The 16,786-nt window shown below is 67.1% G+C and carries 14 protein-coding genes; 8 read left to right on the top strand and 6 right to left on the bottom strand.

The genetic code is table 11. The features are described from left to right. Window positions 1–27 precede the first annotated feature (27 nt). Window positions 28–606 (top strand): helix-turn-helix domain-containing protein, encoded by a 579-nt coding sequence (locus tag RTN46_RS00995; RefSeq protein ID WP_312178562.1) that lies wholly within the window; start codon window positions 28–30, stop codon window positions 604–606. Between the two features lie 110 nt (window positions 607–716). Here the strand turns inward: RTN46_RS00995 and RTN46_RS00990 are convergent, their stop codons facing one another. Next, a complete protein-coding gene (locus RTN46_RS00990) occupies window positions 717–2,429 on the bottom strand; it encodes an FAD-dependent monooxygenase (RefSeq protein WP_312178561.1) in 1,713 nt (570 codons plus the stop codon). Window positions 2,430–2,582: 153 nt separating this feature from the next. Between RTN46_RS00990 and speB the strand changes: the two genes are divergently transcribed. The 3 genes from speB to RTN46_RS00975 all read left to right on the top strand — a co-directional run bounded on the left by speB (window position 2,583) and on the right by RTN46_RS00975 (window position 6,909). Then, window positions 2,583–3,560: an agmatinase gene (speB, locus tag RTN46_RS00985; RefSeq protein WP_312178560.1), complete on the top strand. Its 978-nt coding sequence runs from the start codon at window positions 2,583–2,585 to the stop codon at window positions 3,558–3,560. Then, the gene (locus RTN46_RS00980; protein ID WP_312178559.1) at window positions 3,557–5,212 is read left to right on the top strand and encodes a thiamine pyrophosphate-binding protein; all 1,656 of its coding nucleotides are present in this window, start codon (window positions 3,557–3,559) and stop codon (window positions 5,210–5,212) included. The genes speB and RTN46_RS00980 overlap by 4 nt, the downstream gene beginning before the upstream one ends. Before the next feature lie 116 nt (window positions 5,213–5,328). Next, window positions 5,329–6,909 carry a Na+/H+ antiporter gene (locus RTN46_RS00975; RefSeq protein ID WP_312178558.1) on the top strand — a complete coding sequence of 527 codons (1,581 nt, stop codon included), beginning with the start codon at window positions 5,329–5,331 and terminating at the stop codon, window positions 6,907–6,909. A gap of 41 nt (window positions 6,910–6,950) precedes the next feature. Here the strand turns inward: RTN46_RS00975 and RTN46_RS00970 are convergent, their stop codons facing one another. From RTN46_RS00970 to RTN46_RS00960, 3 genes are read right to left on the bottom strand one after another with little or no spacing between them, the layout of a single operon-like run. Beyond that, window positions 6,951–8,207: an NAD(P)/FAD-dependent oxidoreductase gene (locus RTN46_RS00970; RefSeq protein WP_312178557.1), complete on the bottom strand. Its 1,257-nt coding sequence runs from the start codon at window positions 8,205–8,207 to the stop codon at window positions 6,951–6,953. Between the two features lie 23 nt (window positions 8,208–8,230). Then, the gene (locus tag RTN46_RS00965; protein WP_312178556.1) at window positions 8,231–8,962 is read right to left on the bottom strand and encodes a class I SAM-dependent methyltransferase; all 732 of its coding nucleotides are present in this window, start codon (window positions 8,960–8,962) and stop codon (window positions 8,231–8,233) included. A gap of 5 nt (window positions 8,963–8,967) precedes the next feature. After that, window positions 8,968–10,161: a type III polyketide synthase gene (locus RTN46_RS00960; protein ID WP_312178555.1), complete on the bottom strand. Its 1,194-nt coding sequence runs from the start codon at window positions 10,159–10,161 to the stop codon at window positions 8,968–8,970. Between the two features lie 233 nt (window positions 10,162–10,394). On the opposite strand from RTN46_RS00960, the gene RTN46_RS00955 reads away from it, so the two are divergent. Then, window positions 10,395–11,810 carry an MFS transporter gene (locus RTN46_RS00955; RefSeq protein WP_312178554.1) on the top strand — a complete coding sequence of 472 codons (1,416 nt, stop codon included), beginning with the start codon at window positions 10,395–10,397 and terminating at the stop codon, window positions 11,808–11,810. A 36-nt stretch (window positions 11,811–11,846) separates the two neighbouring features. On the opposite strand, the gene RTN46_RS00950 is transcribed toward RTN46_RS00955, so the two are convergent. Further along, window positions 11,847–12,725 (bottom strand): LysR family transcriptional regulator, encoded by an 879-nt coding sequence (locus tag RTN46_RS00950; RefSeq protein ID WP_312178553.1) that lies wholly within the window; start codon window positions 12,723–12,725, stop codon window positions 11,847–11,849. A gap of 181 nt (window positions 12,726–12,906) precedes the next feature. Here RTN46_RS00950 and mmsB point away from each other — a divergent pair, with 181 nt between their 5' ends. Both mmsB and RTN46_RS00940 read left to right on the top strand, forming a co-directional pair. After that, entirely contained in the window at window positions 12,907–13,875 is a 969-nt protein-coding gene (gene mmsB / locus RTN46_RS00945) for a 3-hydroxyisobutyrate dehydrogenase (protein WP_312178618.1), read from the top strand. Window positions 13,876–13,902: 27 nt separating this feature from the next. Continuing rightward, the gene (locus RTN46_RS00940) at window positions 13,903–15,387 is read left to right on the top strand and encodes a CoA-acylating methylmalonate-semialdehyde dehydrogenase (protein WP_312178552.1); all 1,485 of its coding nucleotides are present in this window, start codon (window positions 13,903–13,905) and stop codon (window positions 15,385–15,387) included. A 22-nt stretch (window positions 15,388–15,409) separates the two neighbouring features. Here RTN46_RS00940 and RTN46_RS00935 read toward each other — a convergent pair whose 3' ends face one another. After that, a complete protein-coding gene (locus RTN46_RS00935; RefSeq protein ID WP_312178551.1) occupies window positions 15,410–16,162 on the bottom strand; it encodes a cytochrome c oxidase assembly protein in 753 nt (250 codons plus the stop codon). A gap of 216 nt (window positions 16,163–16,378) precedes the next feature. Here RTN46_RS00935 and RTN46_RS00930 point away from each other — a divergent pair, with 216 nt between their 5' ends. After that, the gene (locus RTN46_RS00930; protein ID WP_312178550.1) at window positions 16,379–16,675 is read left to right on the top strand and encodes a DUF503 domain-containing protein; all 297 of its coding nucleotides are present in this window, start codon (window positions 16,379–16,381) and stop codon (window positions 16,673–16,675) included. The last annotated feature ends 111 nt before the right edge of the window (window positions 16,676–16,786 follow it).

Raw genomic sequence — 16,786 nt, 5'->3', positions numbered from 1 at the left:
TCCCTGCCGGAAAGGACCAGTCAGTTCATGAAGGCACTGTCGGTTGAACCCAGCAATGCCCCGCTGGCCATCGGGTCGCGGATCCGCACCGCACGCCAGGCGCGCCACCTAACGATCGAACAGGTGGCAGATTCCACCGGCCTGACCAAGGGCTTCCTGAGCCGGGTCGAACGTGACCTCACATCCCCGTCGGTCGCCTCCCTGGTGACCCTCTGCCAGGTCCTCTCCATCTCCATCGGAGACCTTTTTGTTCCGCCCGAAACCACCCTGGTCCGCTGGCCTGAAGCGCCCGGGATCAATCTTGGCGGCGATGGCATCAATGAACGGCTGCTCACGCCGCGGACCGAGCGGCGGGTACAGGTGATCCGTTCGGAGATCGTGCCCGGGGGTTCCGGAGAAGCCGACCTGTACTCCGTGGACTGCGACGTCGAAGTGCTCCACGTGGCCGAGGGGCGGCTTGACCTGGTCTTCGCCACCGAAACCATGGTCCTGTCCGCCGGGGATACCGTCACGTTCCCCGGCCAGGAACCGCACTCCTGGCGGAACCCCGATGACAGCGTCTCCGCCGTGGTTATCTGGACGCTGGTCAGCCCCGGCACCGCCTAACGGGCCAGCAGCCGGCCGGCGACGCCTAACGGGCCTAACCGGCCGGCGACGCCTGGCAGGGCCTCAGCGGGCCGGCGGCACCCATGGCGGGACGCCCGCCCCGACGCCGATCAGGCTGTTTGCAGTGTTGGCTGCGGCGACGTCCGTTCGCCCGTCCCGGTGAGCCGCTCCAGATACGCCACGGCCCCATTGATGTTCGTGCCCGAAGACCGGTATCCGATGTACCCGTCGGGGCGGACGAGGATAACTTCCGGACGGCGGGCCGAAAGGCCGAGCCGCTTGAACGCCATCCCGCTGATGTCCTGGATGATTCCAGGGCCCCCGGGGGTGAGCCGGCTGCCCACGGCCAGGCGCTGGACGCTCAGCAGGCCGCCCAGAGCTGACAAAGCGGAGTGCAGTTGCTGCGGAGTGTCCTCCGGCCAGCCCGGCCCCGTGAGCAGGACGTGGAACCCGGGCGCGGCGACCAGGTCCTGGAGCCGGCGTTCATGGTCCTGGTATTGCACGACGGCGTCCGGCAGCCGGTCACCCGGCCGGGGGCCGGAGGACAGAGCGGCGGGGAGGCGGTTGGCTCCAGCCTCTGTCATGGCACTGCCGCGGTAGTTGATGCCCAGCTGGGACATGGTGCGGAAGGCGCGGCTGCGCAGGCGCTCGTTGGCAGCCATGACGGGTGCCAGCGCCGGCAGCAGCTTGGTCCGGGGCAGTTTCAGCAGGCCGTTACGGCTGGTCGCGAGTTTGAACAGGCGGTCGGTGAAGCCCACGATTCCGCGTGCCACCGGGCGGCGTTCGGCATCGTAGCTGTCGATCAGCTCCTCGGAAGCGAGTCCTCGGGCCCCGAGCGCGAGTTTCCAGCCCAGGTTCAAGGCATCCTGGATGCCGGTATTCATCCCCTGCCCGCCCACGGGGGAGTGGACATGCGCTGAGTCTCCGGCCAGGAAGACCGAGCCCCACTGGAAATACTCGGCCATCTGATGGGAAAGCTTGAAGCTGCTGATCCACTTCGGGTCTCTCAGCTTCAGGGCCCCGCCGGAGAACCGGTCCGCAATCTCCTGCAGGGTCTCGAGGGTTGTCTCGCTCCGGTCACCGCGCTGCTTGAGGCTGATCATCCGCCAGCTGGCCGGCTGGCCGAGCGGGAAAAGAACCATAAAACCGTCGTCAGTGGGATAGGCATGCACGGCAGAGGGCTCCGCGCCGTCGACTTCCAGGTCTGCCAGCACAAAGCTGTCCGTGTAGCTGGAGCCACGGAAATCCATGCCGGCGCGTCGCCGGACGGTGCTGTCCACGCCGTCGGCGCCCACGACGTACCGGGCCCGGATGCGGTCGATGCCGCGGTCCTGGCGCTCCACCCGCGCTTCCATCCCGGCAAACGGGTCCTCCGGATCCAGGCGTTCGAGCTCCAGGAGCTCCGCGCCCCGTTCGATCCGCACACCCCGGCTGGCCAGGTATCCGGTGAGGATGCGTTCGGTGTCGGCCTGCGGGAGGAAGAGCAGCTGCTGGTAGGCGGAGTCCTCGATCCCGATGTCGAACAGCCCGATCGAGACCGTGTCTTCCGGCAGATGCAGATGAAGCTGCCTGGCGGGATTGCCACTGCGCGCCATGGTGTCGCTGATCCCGAAGGGACGCAGTGCCTCCAGAGTACGCGGCTGCACGGCCAGCGCACGGGACTGCGTGGATGGAGCCTGCCGCCGGTCGATGATCCGGAAGCTGGTGCCATAGCTGGCCAGCTGGGCGGCAAGCGCCAGCCCGGTGGGTCCTGCCCCCACAATCAGGACATCGACGTCGTAGTTCATTCCAACATTGTTCGCAAAGGAAACCCGGTCCGCCATAGTCACAGCCTAGTCTTGACGCCAGCCGGTCTTCCACTTTAGCGTAGCGATAAACATTTGATGCCTATTAGGTAACTTTCAGTCAATGGCCGGATAGCATCGAAGCGGGTGCCGCCACGGCCCCGACAGGAACCAAACCGGGAGAAATACTCAGTGGATAAGCCTCAAGACCAGCCGCGCATCAACTCCAATGGCAAAGTGGGTCCGATCGACGCCGCCCAGGTCCCGCGCTACGCAGGAGCGGCCACCTACGCCCGCCTCCCGCGGCTTGACCAGGTGGAGCGTGCCGACGTCGCCGTCGTCGGCGTGCCTTTCGACTCCGGAGTGTCCTACCGCCCGGGGGCCCGGTTTGGCGGCAACCACATCCGCGAAGCCTCACGCCTGCTGCGTCCTTACAACCCGGCCCAGGACACCTCCCCGTTCGAGAACCTGCAGGTTGCCGACGCCGGTGACCTGGCCGTGAACCCGTTCAACATTAACGAGGCCATCGAAACGATCCAGGCCGGTGCGCTGGATCTGACGGCGGGCGGAGCCAAGCTGCTGACCCTCGGCGGAGACCACACCATCGCCCTGCCGCTCCTGCGGGCTGCGGCAGAACGGGCCGGGCAACCGGTGGCCATGCTGCACTTTGACGCGCATCTGGACACCTGGGACACCTACTTCGGTGCCGAGTACACCCACGGCACGCCGTTCCGCCGTGCGGTGGAAGAGGGCATCCTGGATACGGAGGCCATTTCCCACGTTGGTACCCGTGGACCGCTTTACGGCAAGAAGGACCTGGAGGAGGACCGCCGGTTCGGCTTCGGCATCGTGACCTCCTCGGATGTGTTCCGGCAGGGCGTGGATGAAGTCGTCGCGAAGCTGCGTGAGAGGATCGGCAGCCGGCCGCTGTACATCTCGGTGGACATCGACGTGCTGGACCCCGCGCACGCTCCCGGCACCGGAACACCGGAAGCCGGCGGCATCACCAGCCGGGAATTGCTGGAAATCCTGCGCGGCATGCGCGGGATGAACCTGGTGGGAGCGGACGTGGTGGAGGTTGCCCCCGCCTACGACCACGCGGACATCACCGCCGTGGCTGCGTCCCATGTGGCCTATGACCTCATCACCCTGATGGGACTTTCCGCATGAGCCCGGTGGCGCCCGGAGCGGCGGTACGCAACGGTGGAGACCTTGTAGTCGAAACCCTGGAAGCACTGGGCGCCACCACCGTTTTCGGCATCCCCGGCCAGCACGCGCTGGGCCTCTTTGATGCACTGTCCCGCTCCACCCTGGAGTTCGTCTCCTCCCGGGTGGAAAACAATGCGGCCTTCGCCGCCGACGGCTTTTCCCGGGCCACCGGAAAGGTCGGTGTCCTCTTCCTCTCCACCGGACCCGGTGCGCTGACCTCGCTGGCCGGGCTGCAGGAGGCCTACGCCACCGGTGTGCCCATGGTTGTGGTGGCCAGCCAGATCCCGATCGAGGGCCTGGGCGCACGCCGCCGCGGCATGCTGCACCAGCTCGATGACCAGAAGGCATCCGCCGCGAACGTCACCAAGAGCCAGCGCCTGATCCAGCACGCCTCCGGAATTCCTTCCGCCATCCAGGACGCCTGGACGGAAGCGATTTCCGCACCCATGGGACCGGTGTGGGTCGAGGTGCCGCAGAATGTCCTGCTCGCGCCGGTCATGGTGCCGGCGGTGGAGGACGCCCTGGCCGAACCCTTCGACAACCCGCCGCGCAGCGAGCTGGTCACCGAGGCCGTGAAATGGCTGGGCAGCGCCCGGCGGCCGGCCATTATTGCCGGCGGCGGCACCCGCCGCGGCCGTGCGGAGGAGCATTTGCTGTCCCTGGCCGGCAAACTTCGCGCCCCGGTCATCTGCACTCCCGGCGGCAAGGGGGCGTTCCCCTGGAACCATCCGCTGTCCCTGCAGTCCTGGGTGGAGGACAGGTGGGCCACCGAGCTGCTGGAGGACGCCGACGTCCTGCTGGTGATCGGATCATCCCTCGGGGAGATCACATCCAACTACTTCACCTTCGCCCCGCGCGGCAGGATCATCCAGATCGACGCCGAGCCCCGCGTGCTGGAGTCCAACGGCCCAGCGCTCGGCATCCGGGCAGACGCCGGGCAGGCGCTCGCCGCGCTGGACGCCGCCCTCCAGGAACCCGCCCAGGCACCGGACTGGCACGGCCAGACACCCGAAGAGCTGACCGCTGCCACACTGGCCCGCATCACGGCCCGGCTCGAAGCCCAGGACCTTGGTCCGGAAAGGGCCTTTATGGCCGATATCCGGGCAGCGGTGCCCGCCGGTATGGAGACCTTCTGGGATATGACGATCGCCGCCTACTGGGCCTGGAGCTGTTGGGATGCCAAATCCGGGGCGTTCCATTCCGCGCAGGGCGCCGGCGGCCTCGGCTTCGGTTATCCGGGTGCGCTCGGAGCGGCCGTGGGGCTCGGGGAGCGGGTGCTCGCCGTGTCCGGCGACGGGTCAGCGATGTACTCGATCGCCGAACTGGCCACCGCGCGGCAGCACAATGTGCCGGTCACCTGGCTGATTGTTGACGACGGCGGCTATGGGGTGCTGCGCGAATACATGGTTGATGCATTCGGCAAGGCCACGGCGACAGAACTGGCCGGCCCCGATTTCGTCCTGCTCGCTGAGTCCTTCGGGATTCCGGCCCGCCGTGCGGAACCGGCGAAGGTGCGGCAGGCACTGGAGGAATCCTTCGCCGAGGACGGTCCGAACGTCGTCGTGGTGGAAACCGTACTCCGGCTCTTTGCCCCGACGCATCTGGATACGTAATCTCCGGAAACCTCCCAGAAAGCTGGGATAAAGTTAGCTCAGGCAACTATCAGGAAGGCCCGAGTGAGCAATTTCCGGACTAGGCAGATGGGTGCTGCCGGAGGAGGATTCCAGGCATGGAATTCCTGATTCTGCTGGTTGCCCTGCTCTTTGGCACCGTGCTGGTGGTTGGCCTGGGGGAGCGGATCAGGCTTCCCTATCCGGTGCTGATGCTCATTTTCTCTGCGCTGTTCGCGTTCCTGCCGTTTCTCCCGGAGATCCACATCGATCCGGAACTGATCCTGCCGCTGTTCCTGCCGCCGCTGCTTTATGCGGCAGCGCAGCGCAGCTCCTGGTCGGTCTTCCGGCTCCGCTGGCGCTCGCTGGTGCTGCTCGCCGTGGCACTGGTCGCGGTCACTGCCGCCGTCGTCGCCGGAATCTCCTGGGCTTTTGTCCCGGCGCTCGGCCTGCCGGCCGCGATCGCGCTTGGCGCCATTGTGGCGCCGCCCGATCCCGTGGCGGTGGAAGCCGTGGCGGGCAAGGTAAACATGCCCCGCCGGCTGGTCACCGTGCTGCAGACTGAGGGGCTCTTCAACGACGCGATCGCCATCGTGATCTTCCAGGCCGCCGTCGGCGCCGCAGTTAGCGGCGGCGAGGTCGACTGGACGATCATTCCGAAGTTCCTGATCGGGGCCGCGGGCGCCGTCCTGCTGGGACTCGGCATGGGCTGGCTCGTTGGAGCGCTCAACCGGTTCGTTCCCAACCTCGTGGCCCGTTCCGCCGTGACCCTCGTTGCTCCCTATGCCGTCTACATCCTGGCGGAGGAACTGCACTTTTCCGGAGTCGTTGCCGTCGTCGTCACTGCCTTGGAACTTGGCCGCCGGGCACGTCCGCAGGACTCCGAGGAACGCCTCACCCGCACGGCCTTCTGGGACGTCGTCGAACTGTTGACCACGGGCGTCGCCTTTGGGCTGGTCGGCATCGAAATGCGGTACGCCATTGAGGATGAAGGCCGTGAGATCTTCGGCTTCATCCCGGGCATCGCTGCCGTCTGCATCGCCGTGGTGCTGGTCCGTTTCCTCTGGATGTACGGCATCTACCGGTTCGGCGGAACGGAAAAACGCAACAACGTGCCGGGCTCCCTCAAGGAAGTCCTGGTCCTCACCTGGTGCGGTATGCGCGGCCTGGCCACCTTGGCCCTTGCGCTGGCTCTGCCGGCAACCACCCTGGCCGGAGCGGAACTGCCCGGCCGGAACTTCATGATCGTCACCGCAGGCGCCGTCCTGGTGACCACGCTGGTGCTTCCCGGCCTGACCCTGCCGTGGCTCATGCGCCGGCTCAATCTGCCGAGTGACCACTTGGCCATGGAACGGCAGGAGCGCGAGTTGGCCAAGCGTGCTGAACGCATCGCCCTGGAAACGATGAAACGTTCGACGGCGGCGGACAGGCTGCCGCCCGAACGCCGGGCCGCGCTGGCCCGGCGGATGTCCTCCCTGCACTCAATCCTGGAACGCGACGCCGAGGCAGATCCGCAGAAGATGCGCCAGCTCAAGGCCACCCTGGAGGTGATGGACGAGGTCCAGCGCGAAGCCCTGGCCGCCGCACGGAAGGAGGTGCTGGCAGCCCGCCGGCAGTCCGGAATGGACCCCGAAGCCGTAGACCGCGTCCTGCGCCGCCTCGACCTGCGCACCGTCACCCTCGACCACGGACCCCGGTAGCCGCGTTTCTCTTGACTACGGCCCGGGCCGGGGCCGCCGGGCTACTGCATGGTGAACCGGCGCGCGACCAGGTCGCCCAGCTGTGGTGCCCGGAACAGTGCCGCCAGCGCAGCGTTGCGGGCCCGCATGATCGGGGGCGGAAGCGGGCGGCCGAGTGCCATGTTCAGCCGTGCCTGGGCCGAAGCGGTCCTGGCCGCCCGCCGCCGTCGCCGGTCAAACTGCGCCAGCTGCCCACGGATATCAACGCCGCGCACACCTGAGGCGAGAAGGGGAGCCAGTTCCGCTGCATCCAGCCAGCCCAGCGTCAGGCCCTGCCCGCCGATGGGACTGACCTCATGGGCCGCATCGCCGATCAGCACCGTACGGCCGTGAACCAGCTGCCGCGCCAGCGCGGTGCGGACGGAAAAGGCGCTGAGCATTGAGTTCCCCGCAGTGTCCAGCTGCTGTCCGGTGCGTTCCTGCACGGTTGTGGCCAGCAGCTTGGCATCGGCCTCCGCGAGCAGCGTCCGGGTGTGGGCTACCCAGCGGCGTTTGCCGGCGGGCAGGGGGAAAGACTCCACAATTCCTTCCGGTTCCAGATAGAGCACACCCAGGGCTCCGTCGCCGGTGGTATCGGGAAAATCGCCCATCAGGTAGTGATCAGGCAGCACCTTGCCCTCGACGGCGGCGCCCAGCAGGCCGCGAAGCGGGGAGCGGGCGCCGTCGGCCGCCACCACAAAGGCAGCATGGACGGCGAAACCGGCGTCCTCTCCCACCGTGCCGGTCCCAACGTCTGCGCCGGTCCCACGGACTGCGCCGGTCCCGCCATCTGCGCCGGAAATGCCGGCGAGGATGACGGACGAACCCGTATCGACGAGTGCCGTCACGGTGTGCCCGCGGTGCAGCGCGGTCGGAGCCAGGGACCTGAGGCGGTCCTCGAGAATCGTTTCGGTGCGTTCCTGCGGCAGGGCCAGGACGTACGGGTAGCGGGTGGCGGTCCGGGTGAACCGGATGGACACCAGACGCCGGTCCCGCGTCCGGGCGGCACCGTGGCGGATCTGGACCCCCTCGGACGTGAGCTGTTCGGTGATCCCCGTGCCTTCAAGGGCCGCCAGACCGGGCGGGTGGATGCCGATGGCGCGGGAGTGACTGCTGCGGGTTGTCCGCCGCTCCAGGACCGCGGTCCGCAGTCCCTGCTGCTGCAGGAGGATCGCCAGGGCAAGGCCCACCGGGCCCCCGCCCACGATGGCGACGTCGACGTCGAGGACCTGCCCGGAGTCGAGAAGCGGCCCACCCTCCGGGCCCGTGCCCGGGCTCATCCCCGGGCCGTTCGCTGGCCTGATCACTGGCCCGCCCGGTACAGGAGCAGGTTCTGCCACGGCTTCTGCCTGCGGGTTTCCCACCCGGCCGGCGCGGCCGCCGCCAGCTCGGCGGCCGTGTAGCTGCGCCGGATCGACGTCAGGCCGTCAGCGCGGATGAAGGACCCGTGGAAGAAGGGCAGGGTGCCGGCGGAAAACAAGCCATAGGCCCACGGACTGCGTTCGATGTCGCTGTGCAGCACCAGCTGGCGGGTCAGCGCCTGCGAGTCCGCGAGCAAACCCTCGAAGGCCCCGGCATCCAGGTGGTGCAGCACATGGTTGGAGATCACGACGTCGAATGACCGGCCCTCGGCCACCAGTGCGGAGGTGAAGACGGGACGGAATTCAAGGCCGGGGAGCGGAGCCCGGGACGAGGCGTAGGCGTGCGCCCTTGGGTCCGGGTCGATTCCGGTGACTTCCACCCGGAGACCGTCCCGCCGCGCCCAACGGGCCAGGGCACGCGCCAAGTCCCCGCCGCCGGAACCGATGTCCAGGACAGTGCCGCCGCCGTGGCCGGCAAGGACCGGGCGAACATACCGGCGGTAATTCCGCCGCCACCCGGAGACGACGGCGTTGATCAGCGGGAACTGCGCATAGGTGCGTTCCAGCCGGACCGGATCACAGTCGGGGCGGTCCATTTCCTCGACGGCCTCCACCGCCCGGCGGCTCAGGTCCGGCGGGAAAAACGGCGGTGAGCCGGCGTCCAACAGCGGCACTGGGTTTAGGCCACGGCGGCCGTGACCGGAGCAGCTGCCGCTTCGGCACGGTGTTCAGCCGTCGGAGCCGTGCCCGGCACCCGGGTGAAGAGTCCGGTTTCCACGGTCAGGCCGGGGCCGAAGGCCATCGAGCAGATCCGCTCGTTGCCGCCCGTGAAGGGCTGTTCCAGGATGTGCTTGAGCACGAACATCACCGTCGCCGAACTCATGTTGCCGAAGTTCCGCAGGGTTTCGCGGGCAGGTACCAGCTGCTCCTGGCTCAGCCCGAGCTTGGCCTCAACTTTGTCCAGGATGCTGCGCCCGCCGGGGTGGATGGCCCAGTGCTCGATCTCCGCATACGGCAGCGCCGCCACCGCGGGGTCCCGGGCCAGCAGCGGCTCCAAGGCTCCGACGATGTGCTCGTCAATGATGTGCGGTACGTAGGTGCCCAGCACCATTTCGAACCCATGGTCGCCAATGTTCCAGGCCATGGATTCTTCCCCCACGGGTGTGAGGGTGGTTTCGAAATGGTCCAGGACGATCGCGGGGCTTTCACCGGGCAGGTCGCGGCTGGTGATGATGGCTGCCGCGGCGCCGTCGGCGAACAGCGAGGAACCCATGATGATGTCCGGGTCATTGGACGAGCGCACGTGCAGCGAGCACAGCTCGGCGCTGACCACCAGGACGACGGCGTCCGGATCGGCTTCGCAGAAGGACTTGGCGGCGCGCATGGCGGGGAAGGCGGCATAGCAGCCCATGAATCCGAGGTGGTAGCGCTGCACCGCGGGGTTCAATCCAAGGGCGCGGACCAGCTTGTAGTCGGGCCCGGGATTAAAGAACCCCGTGCAGGAAACGGTCACCACGTGGGTCACGTCCGCGGGCGAGATCCCCGGGCAGTTCTCCACCGCCTTGCGGCCGGCCTCGATAAAGAGCTTGGTGGCTTCTGCCGCGAAAATATCGTTGCGGGCCTTGGTGCTGGGCATCAGCAGCAGGCCGGTCTGCGGGTCGAAGAACTGCGGGTTCTCAACCGTGGACATCAGTGTCAGCTCCTCCAGCGCCGTGCGCCGGGTGTCGATGGCGGCCGAATTGAAGCATGTAGTGACCAGCCGGGTGCCCAGCCGGGTCAGGCCAGGCTGCGCCGCAAACACATCGCGGACCTGGTCCTGAACCAGGACAGTCGGGGGAACAGCAGTTTCGAGGGATCTGAGCGTAACTGGCATCCTCCATTGTTAGGGGAACATACAGCAGTGCACAATGGTTAGCCTCCGCCGGCTCTCTGGGAATCTCCAGCGGGTCGACGGAACCCGCCCGGTGTGCATTTCTGCAGATGCGCCTTGCGGTTTTGGTGATTGAGCGGCTTCGGTGCAGGCACCATACTCGTCCTAACTCGGCCGGGGGCGTCATGCCCGGCGGTGGCCGACCGTGTCAACGTGGACACCAAAGGAGAATGTGGATGAGTACTAATATTCCCAAGCAGCGCAGCCGGGCCAAGACGCCGGTCCCGGAGGGCCTCCGCAAGGTCGTGGTGGCATCCATGGCCGGGACGGTCGTGGAGTGGTACGAGTTCTTCCTCTATGCGGCGGCCTCCACTCTGGTCTTCGCGCACTTGTTCTTCCCAAATGCCAATACCGAGCTCGACGGCATCATCGCCGCATTCGTGACCTACGCCGTCGGCTTCGTGGCGCGTCCGATCGGCGGCATTGTCTTCGGACACTTTGGCGATAAGTTCGGGCGCAAGAAACTCCTGCAGCTGAGCATCATCCTGGTGGGTGTCTCCACCTTCCTGATGGGCTGCCTGCCAGGCTTCGACCAGGTCGGTTACTGGGCTCCCGCCATGCTGGTGGCGCTGCGCTTCATCCAGGGCTTCGCCGTCGGCGGCGAATGGGGCGGCGCTGTGCTGCTGGTGGCCGAACACAGCCCGGATAAGTCCCGCGGCTTCTGGTCCAGCTGGCCGCAGTCCGCCGTGCCGATGGGGAACCTGCTCGCCACCGGTGTGCTGTTCCTGCTTTCGTCCACGCTGTCCAACGAGGCGTTCCTGGGCTGGGGCTGGCGCGTGGCGTTCTGGCTTTCCGCCGTGATCGTGCTGGTGGGCTACTACATCCGAACCAAGGTCTCCGATGCGCCCATCTTCCTTGAAGCGCAGAAGGAAGTGGAAACCGAAGCCAAGGGCTACGGCGTCCTGGAAGTCTTCCGCCGCTACCCGCGCGGCGTCTTCACTGCTATGGGGCTGCGCTTCGCGGAGAACATCCTCTACTACCTGGTAGTCACGTTCTCCATCACCTATCTGAAAACGGTAGTCCAGACCGATACCTCGCGGATCCTGCTGCTGCTGCTGGTGGCGCACTTTGTCCATTTCTGCGCGGTACCGATGGCCGGACGCCTCTCCGATACCCTGGGCCGGCGGCCGGTTTACCTGGCCGGCGCCGTACTGGGGGCCACCTGGGGGTTCTTCGCTTTCCCGATGATGGACACGGGGGAGGACCTGGTGATCCTGGCGGCGGTCACGATCGGCCTGCTGTTCCACGCCCTGATGTATGCCGGGCAGCCGTCGATCATGGCGGAAATGTTCCCCACCCGCATGCGGTACTCCGGGGTGTCCCTTGGCTACCAGGTCACCTCGATCGTTGCCGGGTCGCTGGCGCCGATCATCGCGACGTCGCTGCTGGCCCGGTATGACTCCTCCGTCCCGGTGGCGCTCTACCTGCTCGGTGCCTGCATCGTCACCGCCATTTCGGTGCTGCTGCTGCGCGAAACCAATGGTATTTCGCTGCACGACGTCGACGCCGCGGATGCCCAGGGCACCGCAGACCTGCTGGCCGCTGCCAAGTCCAGCGGGCAGGACCGCGCCCCGGAGCGGGCCGACAGCTGAATCCCTGCCAGCCGCAGGACCGGAAGCCGCTGCCCGTCAGGACGCTAGAAGTTCCTGCCGGGCGGCGGCCTCCGCCTGGATCGCGGCGACAACCGCCTGGACGCGGGCCGAGATCGGCAGCCGGCGTTCGAAGTCGCCAGGCAGCACGGGCACAAACCCCTCACGCCCGGCCACCATAAAGTTCGGCAGGAGCCCGACGCCGGCGCCCTGGCGGACAGCTTCCACCTGGGCAAAAATACTGGTGGCCTGGAAGCTGGTGCGCGGGGCGGGCAGGCCGGTGGACCGGTGGCCGAGTTCTTCCACCAGCAGCGCCGACTCCACATAGGACACAAAGCAATGCCCCGCCAGATCGTCCGGGACCTGCGGCATCCCGTGCTGCTCCAGGTAACCGGACCCCGCATATAGCCGCAGCACGTAGTGGCCCAGGAGGATCGTCTGGGCGGTGCTGACATCGGTGTTCCCCACCACGACTTCGAGGTCAACACCCGAACGGTTCTGGCTCACCTTGCGCGTGGCGGAGAAGATTTCCACGCTGATCTGAGGGTGCCTGGCCTGCAGCCGGACCAAGGCAGGAGTCACGACCTCCGCGCCGAGGCCATCGACGGTGCTGATCCGCACCACTCCGGCCAGGGGATCGGCGTCCTGGGCCAGCACACAGCGCAGGTTTCCCAGGCTTTCTTCGATGGCTTCGGCGGCACGGACGGCTTCTGCGCCGAGGCTGGTGAGTTCCCAGCCGCGGGGCGTGCGGGCGAGGGTACGGCCGCCGAGCTGTTTCTCCAGGGCGATGATCCGCCGGGAAATTGTGGTGTGCGTGGTCCCGAGGGTTTCGGCGACGGCGTTGAACCGCCCCAGCCGGGCCACGGTCAGCAGGATCAACAGGTCATCTGGGCTGGGCAGGCGGCGTTCATCGTCCATGGCCGTTTCCTCCTCCGGATCGCAGGATGCGACGGTCTGGGGTTCCGGGCCGCACAGCGGTTCCGGCCTGCTGGACCACCCCCGCGAGCGTGTGCACGGATGCACATAGTGTCTGTGCATTCTGGTCTTGAACGCACCCTAGCAGGATGCAAGTCTGGTTCCGCGGGGGACGCGCAGCGCTATCTCATCAGCAGCACTACCTAAGCAAAGGAGCTTAGCCATGGCGGAAATCGGATGGATCGGACTGGGGAACATGGGTGCCCCAATGGCCGCGAACCTGGTCAAGGCGGGGCATAACGTGCGGGGGTTCGACCTCAGCCCCCGCGCGGTGGCGACGGCGGAGGCCGCCGGGGTGCAGGCCGTCGCAAGCATCGCCGAAGCGGTGGCAGGGGCCGACGTCGTTTTCACGATGCTTCCCAAGGGCGAACACGCCCGGGCGGTGTACCTGGAACCCGACGGGATCCTGGCCCACGCTTCGCTGGATACGCTGCTGATCGATTCCTCGACGATCGACGTCGAATCGGCGCAGGCGCTGCACGACGCCGCGGCCGCCGGACGGTTCCGGTTCGTGGACGCCCCGGTTTCCGGCGGTATGAGCGGCGCCCAGGCCGGGACCCTCACCTTTATGGTGGGCGGGGCGGAGGACGCCGTCGCCGATGCAGCGGCCTATATCGAACCGATGGCCGGCAACGTCATTCCCACTGGCGGCCCCACCACCGGGCAGGCCGCGAAGATCTGCAACAACCTCATGCTGTTCATCAACCTCGCCGCCACCGCCGAGGGCGCTGTCCTGGCCGACCGGCTCGGCCTGGACAAACAGGTCTTCTGGGATATCGCTTCGGTGTCCTCGGGTGACAGCTGGGCGCTGCGGACCTGGTACCCGGTGCCGGGAGTGGTGGACACGGCGGCGTCGAACAATAACTTCGAACCCACGTTCACCGCCGAACTGGCGAACAAGGACATCAACCTCGCCATAGCGGCGGCCCGGGACACCGGCACCCCGCTGGAAATCGGCGAACACGTCCAGCAGCTCTTCGCCCGGCTGATCGACGCGGGCCAGGCGGGCAAGGACTGCTCCATGATCGTCCAGCTCGTCGACGGCACCCTCCGGGCAGATGTTCCGGAAACTGACCAGGTTCCCGCGCCCTAAGCGGCGCACGTCCCGAATCGAGATCCCATGCAGCGCATCCCGCACATCATTAACGGCACGCAGGTTCCGGACGCAGAACGCTACGGACCAGTGTTCAACCCCGCCACGGGCGTCCAGGAAAAGGAAGTGGCACTGGCCTCGGCGGCCCGGGTGGAGGAAGCTATCCAAGCCGCCCGGGAAGCCCTGCCAGGCTGGCGGGCCACCTCCCTGGCCCGGCGCACCGGCATCTTCTTCAAGGTCCGTGAGCTGCTCACCGAACGCAAGGCCGAACTGGCCGCCATCCTCACCAGCGAACACGGCAAGGTCCTCTCCGACGCGGAAGGCGAAATCACCCGCGGCCTGGAGAACATCGAATTCGCGACCGCCCTCTCGCAGACACTCAAAGGGGAGCGATCCGAGCAGGTGGCCTCCGGCGTCGACGTCCATTCCATCCGTCAGCCGGTAGGCGTGGTCGCCTGCATCACCCCGTTCAACTTCCCGGCCATGGTGCCGCTCTGGATGATCGGCAGCGCCCTGGCCTGCGGAAACACCGTCCTGTTGAAGCCGAGCGAGAAGGACCCCTCGGCGTCCGTGTTCATTGCTGAGCTGTTCGCCGAAGCGGGCCTGCCCGCCGGGGTGTTGAACGTGGTGCACGGGGACAAGGAAGCCGTGGACGTGCTGCTGGAACACCCCGAAGTGAAAGCCATCAGCTTTGTGGGTTCGACGCCGATCGCACGCACCATCTACCGGCGGGCAGCGGAACACGGCAAACGCGTCCAGGCCCTGGGCGGGGCGAAGAACCACATGGTGGTCCTGCCCGACGCCGACCTCGACATGGCCGCCGACGCCGCCGTCTCCGCCGCGTACGGATCCGCGGGGGAGCGGTGCATGGCCGTGAGCGTCCTCGTGGCGGTCGGCTCAATCGCCGATGACCTGGTGGAGGCTGTGCGCTCGCGGATGGTCGAGCTGAAGATCGGGCCCGGGACCGACCCGGCGTCGCAGATGGGCCCGCTGATCACGGCCGAGCACCGGGACAAGGTGGCTTCCTACGTGGCCGGTGCCGCGGATGAAGGCGCCACCGTGGTGGTGGACGGACGGGAGGCGTCCTTCGACGGGGACGGGTTCTTCCTGGGCGTGAGCCTGCTGGATAACGTGAAACCGGGAATGAAAGCCTACGACGATGAGATTTTCGGTCCAGTGCTCTCCGTGGTCCGCGTTCCCACCTACGCCGACGCGGTGCAGCTGGTGAACGAGAACCCGTACGGCAACGGCACCGCGATCTTCACGCGCGACGGCGGTGCCGCCCGGGCGTTCGAGTTCGACGTCGAAGCCGGCATGGTGGGCGTCAATGTGCCGATCCCGGTACCGGTGGGCTCCTTCTCCTTCGGAGGCTGGAAGGACTCGCTGTTCGGGGATACGCACATGTACGGGCCGGATTCGATCCGTTTCTATACCCGGGGCAAAGTGGTGACCACGCGCTGGCCGGATCCGTCGACGTCGGAAATCGATCTGGGCTTCCCGCAGGTGCTGTAGGACCTGGCGGGACCGCAATGATTTAAGTTCCCCTGGGTTGGGGTAGTTGCCGGCGAAGTGCCTGCCGTTGCCGCAGCAGGATCACCCCGAGCACCGCCTGGATCACCAAGCCGGTCACCAGCAGCAGCAGTGCCCCCGGTGCGTTGTTTTCCACCCCGGCCGGTGGAAAAACCAGCAGTCCGGCGGCTAGGAGGGCGTGTGCCGCGGCTGCCACCAGCAGGGCCGCAGCCCGCAGCCGGAAACTGTGCGGTGCGGAGGTGGTGCCCAGAACCGCCGCGGTGAACAGGCAGCCCGCTGCCGCGAGGTAGCCGGTCACCAGCCAGTGCACCGGCATGGACTCCTGCATGGACGTGAACAAGCCGGTGTGGAACATCGCCCACATTCCCGCGAGCACCAGCACCGTGGCGGTGGCCGGATGGGAGAGGGACCTGGCCGGAGCGCTGTCCAGGAGCCGGCGCAGCCGCCGGGCAGGGAATTCATCCAGCGTCCGCAGAGCGAGTGCCGCCGGCCGGGCAACCATCAGCAGCAACGGACCCACCAGCCCGGCGAGCGCATGGGAGAGGCACAGGGCGGTGAAATCCTGGTGCGCCCAGCTGGCCAGCGGTTCCAGGAGCGTAACCAGCACTGCGAGGACACCGGCAAGAAAGCTCACCAGCCGCCAAGCCGGCCATCGTCCGGATTTCGCCGAGGCGACCCCTGCCCAATAGGCCGCCGCCGCAGCGACCGCCGGGATCAGGAAGAGTGACTCGACCGAGAAAGCCCCGTGGTTATGCATCAGGAGGAACCGGGAAACGCACGGTTGGGGACGGCGTCATAAGTGCGAACATAGCACCGCTGGTTCCGGCCATGAACCCTGTGGGCCTAACCATGTTCCGCTAACCGTGCTCCCCGTGGGCCTAACCCTAAGCGCGTGTCCGCGTGCCGCTAGCCCCGGGGTCAGCCGCCGGCCTCCTCTGTTGACATCTGGCTGGCGGAGGCGAGGATGAGGGCCATGTGGACGGGGAGCCTGGAATTCGACCTGCTGCTGGATGACGTGCACTCGCTCAAGGAGAAACGGTCCCTGGTGCGGCCCCTGATCGCTGAGCTTCACCGCAGGTTCTCCGTGTCCGCTGCCGAATCCGGCCATCTGGACCTGCACCGGAGGGCGGCCGTTGGTATTGCGGTGGTTGCAGCGGACCGGGCGCACGTTGTGGAGGTTCTGGATGCTGCGGAACGGCTGGTGGCGGGACGCCCGGAGGTTCAGCTGCTTAGCACGCGGCGGCGGGTGCAATCCAGTGAGGACGAGTAACGACACAGCAGCAGGCAACCGGTAAGTGGCAGTTCGGCCGCAGACCGTGAGCCACCGTGTCAATGAACGCTTTGCACTTCCAGGCTTCTCTTGCCCGGGGTTTGGCCGCAA

Source organism: Arthrobacter sp. (assembly GCF_031988865.1).
GTDB lineage: Bacteria > Actinomycetota > Actinomycetes > Actinomycetales > Micrococcaceae > Arthrobacter_B.
This window is presented reverse-complemented; position numbering and strand designations above follow the sequence as displayed.